2 protein-coding genes are annotated in these 3,958 nt (G+C 52.7%); one reads left to right on the forward strand and one right to left on the reverse strand.

Annotated elements, in window-relative coordinates; all coding sequences use genetic code 11:
* Positions 1 to 912 (forward strand): flippase-like domain-containing protein (locus tag KKH67_14020; GenBank protein MBU1320297.1); only part of this gene is annotated, 912 nt, incomplete at its 5' end.
* Positions 913 to 936: 24 nt separating this feature from the next.
* On the opposite strand, the gene KKH67_14025 is transcribed toward KKH67_14020, so the two are convergent.
* Positions 937 to 3,958: N-6 DNA methylase (locus tag KKH67_14025; GenBank protein ID MBU1320298.1), on the reverse strand; the 3,022-nt coding region annotated here is incomplete at its 5' end.

The following is a 3,958-nucleotide window of genomic DNA, read 5'->3' on the forward strand; positions in this document are numbered from 1 at the left end:
AATAAGAAGCTCTGGGTCAGGTTGATCCAGATACTGTTGATCCTCGCGTTACTGTATTTCGTCGGCAGTCGCATTATCACCAACTGGACTCATGTTAGCACATACGACTGGAAGATCAATTACTTTCTGCTGGCAGTCTCTCTCCTCACCATGCTTTCTGCTTTGTTCGTAATGAGCATTGTGCTCTCTATAATCCTCGGGACTCTGTCGAAGAATGTATCGATTGCCAAAGCATTCAAAATCGCATATTTGTCCCAGCTTGGAAGATACCTTCCTGGAAAGGTGTGGCAGCTGTTCGGAATGATACACCTTGCCGGCAAAGAGGGTGTTTCCCGAGCCGAGGCTGTAACGAGTTTTGTTCTGGCACAGATTTTTACCACACCTCCGGCACTGCTGATTGTCGCGGGGTTTCTGATCCTGCCCGGGTATTATCTGGATTCTGCGTTCATCTCTCCGACAATCGGATACGTTGTTATCGGGATCTCACTTATTCCTGTTGTCATACTCTTCAAGCCGTCATGGCTGCGCAATATAATCAATGCCATCGTGACGCGCTTCGGTTCAGATGCGATCAAGTTTCATGTGCGTGGTCGGATTGGAGCGAAAATCCTTGCGATGTACTGTGTCGGTTGGATTCTGTACGGGACAGCGTTCTACCTCTTTCTTATATCCGTATCCGATTTCCCACCGGGGAACTATCTTCAAGCGGTTGGCATTTTCGCAGCCGCGTATCTGATTGGCTATTGGAGTATCCTGACACCGGGTGGTATCGGTGTGCGAGAAGCTGTCCTTGTGTTGTTCCTAAGTCCGATATTCGGGAGCGGTGTTGCCGCTGCGATCGCGGCATTCGCGCGGGTCTGGTCGATTGTCGGCGAGCTGATTGCATCAGTTATTGCCCTGAGGATACGGTAGATTTGCTCGCGTCAAAGTCAGCGCCTACTCCACTGGCCAAGGCCAAGTGTCGGCTTTGACTGCTTTGTAATTGGAATCGAGTTCATCCTGGAGCAACACCAGTGCGGTGATGCGCCGCGCCATTTCGGTGACGTACTCGGCCTCCTCTATCTTCAAACCACGGCCAAGCATCACTTTCTCCCGATAGCTCAGCCACTTCTTGATTACTTGATAACCTCCAATGTAGTACTCCCATACTATCTGCGGAATATTTGCCCAGTACGCTTCATTGTTCAGGTAGACGTCAAGAGTGTTTACTCCAAGACGGCTGTCACCCGTGCCGCCGATAGCACGAATGTCAGACTTCCCTTTGCCCGGCATGCAGACTCCAGACTTGCCGTGGTGTCCCCAACCGGCGGTCATATCGAGCTCTCCTTTGACTGGATCGAGTTCACCACCGCCAACCTTTGTGATAACGCCGATATCGACGAGCTCTTTGCGGATGCGGCCGGAGGTTATACCATCGACCGGCTTTTCCGTATCCAGCAGCGCAGCGACCCGCCGACCGAGTTCCTCAGATTCGATCAGTGCCTTCTTTGAAGCCGGCAGGGGGATTCGCGGCCAGTCTTGGCGGATGCCGTCGGCATTCTCCGTAAGATACGCTGGACTGTACCCGATAGCCAACGCGTGCACCCAGATGATACCGGCCGTTTCGTGATCTTTGTCAGGATTGTCTATGCCTAATTGTGCTAGATACGCTCTTGCGGTTGGCGACAGATTAGCTGTGGTTCTTGCTTTAGGCACAACTTTTTCGAACGCCTCGGTCTGGTTGCCAGCAATCTTGGTGAGTTTCGCCTCGTGGCGCAGGCGAAGGGGGAAATGGCGGGCATGGCCGGAAAGGAAGTCGTAATCACAAACAACTACGGACAAATAGAAAGGCGGTCCTTCCGGGTCCTTGTCGGCCGTGTCTCTCGTGATAAAGAAAGAATTCGCGCGCAATTCGGCATGGGCCAACAGCTGCGGAGAAGGCCGCGAGAAAAGTGGCGCGATGTTGGGGTCAAGATACGCGCTTCTCACATCGAATGGCTTAAAAGGGTATAGCTTAATCTTACTTTCTTGGAAGACAACCTTGCCTTTTAGATTCCTTCTGCTCGCGATGGCGTCAAACTCGCCAGACGACTTCATAAACGCAGGGGAACCGTATGTGACTTCATCATCAGGCCGCGATGGGTCAAGGTAGTTCTTAATGCTGGTACAGAGTGATTCTCTCGCGTCAGGCAGCACGATTAATGAATTGCCCCTTCGTTCAATCGGTCCGTTGTATGGTCGTTCGCATGGAATATCGGTTACCCTGGGCCAAGACATGTAATCATCGGATACGTTTGCCGGTCGGAAGGAATAGCGATTTTCAGGCGTGGGGGCAGCTCTTTCGTACCTTCGGTCAAACTGCTTGTAGTTGAGGCTATCAAGCAATTGCAGACGACGGTCAACCGCGCGGGCTGCATCAACGTCATCGCGATACAGCACTTCCGCCGACTTACCGGAAAGGTCATTGTGATTGGCATGTCTTACCCAGAGGGAGATCACGACCCCTTGTTGAATCCCAGTAGAGAACTTAGGTATTGAGAAGATGGTCTCACTGGTGTGGCCATCGGGTGCGTATTCGCTGATCTTTCTGTTGCCATGCATATTTTCAATCCAGAATTTATCAAATGCTCGTAGCAGGTGACTTCGTAGCACCACGTAAGAAGGTTCGGATGTCCATGAGTAGTTTGAAATAAAGCATACGACGCCCTTTCCGCTCTTCGCGATGCGGCGTTCAGCGATTCGGAAAAAACGAACATACAGGTCATCGAGGTTAAATTTCTTTATTCCCCATCCGCCATCTTTGACCGGCGTGGTCAATCCTTTTTTGTAAGCGTCGACGAGTCCCCCTTCTTCTTGGGGGCTGGTCCCGGCGAAAGCGTTGTATGGTGGGTTGCCGAGAATCACTATAATAGGAGCATCTCGCTTTACGCTATCGGCGGCTTCGCGCTCCTCCATCAGTTCTGGAAAGAGGGGGAGGTTGTTCTTTGGGTCCTTTGGGGGTTCCCATCCCGTTAGCGCATTGGTCAGGTAGACGCGCGCGCGTTCATTGCTATCGGGGTGCAAGGGGGCGCCGAGCAACCGCAACATGAGGCCTATCTGAAGATGCGAAACGACAAACGGAGCCGGAAGAATCTCGAATCCGAAGATCCTCTCCATCGCCGCCTTCTTCAGATTCTGAGCTGTAAGTGCGCTCTCGCCCTTCTTGCGCAGAGTCGTGTGGATGCGTCTGATCGTCTCAACAAGATAGGCACCCGTTCCGCAGCATGGATCGAGTACCACGACCCGCTCGTCGGCGAGACCATCGGCAAGTCCGAGCTCAGTACGCAGAACATGATCGACCCGCTCCACTTGGTACTTCACAATTTCGGGTGGCGTGTACCAGACGCCGAGTTGCTTTCGCAATTCGGGATCGTAGGCTTTGAGGAACGGTTCATAAAAGTACTGGACAGCGTGCTCCTCCTCGAACTTCTGAAAGAACTCCTTGCGGACTACTCGATTTAGCACACCACCAGCCCAGTCGAGCACTTCGGCAACACCGAGGGGTTTGAGTTTGGTAGGAGTAGCGATCTGGTCGAAGAGGCTCTTCACCATCGGAACATGAAGAGTCCAGCTCGTTTCATGCCAATTGAATTTCTCTTTTGCCGTTGTATGTTCTCTTGCCCACAGCACCCACGACGAAAATATACCGTAGAACAGTGTCTGGACAAGCGTTGCACGGAAGAAGTGTTCACCCTTGTCTCCCTCGAATTTCATCCCGAGCGCTTCTTCGAGTCCTCGCTTCAAACCTTCGAGTGCTGGCAGATCAGCGGCGAGGGCTACGCGCGCGCGTGCTTCGCGAGCATAGGAGGCGAGAAACCAGGCGATATCCTCCGGATCGGTGAGTTGCGCGGTATGGAGCATAACGCGGCGCAGGAACTCCACAAGACGATCACCCTGGTCAACGGCGGTCTTGCGCGGATAGGCGAGCAGTCTTAGGAAG

It is taken from the genome of Candidatus Zixiibacteriota bacterium (assembly GCA_018820315.1).
Taxonomy (GTDB): domain Bacteria; phylum Zixibacteria; class MSB-5A5; order JAABVY01; family JAHJOQ01; genus JAHJOQ01.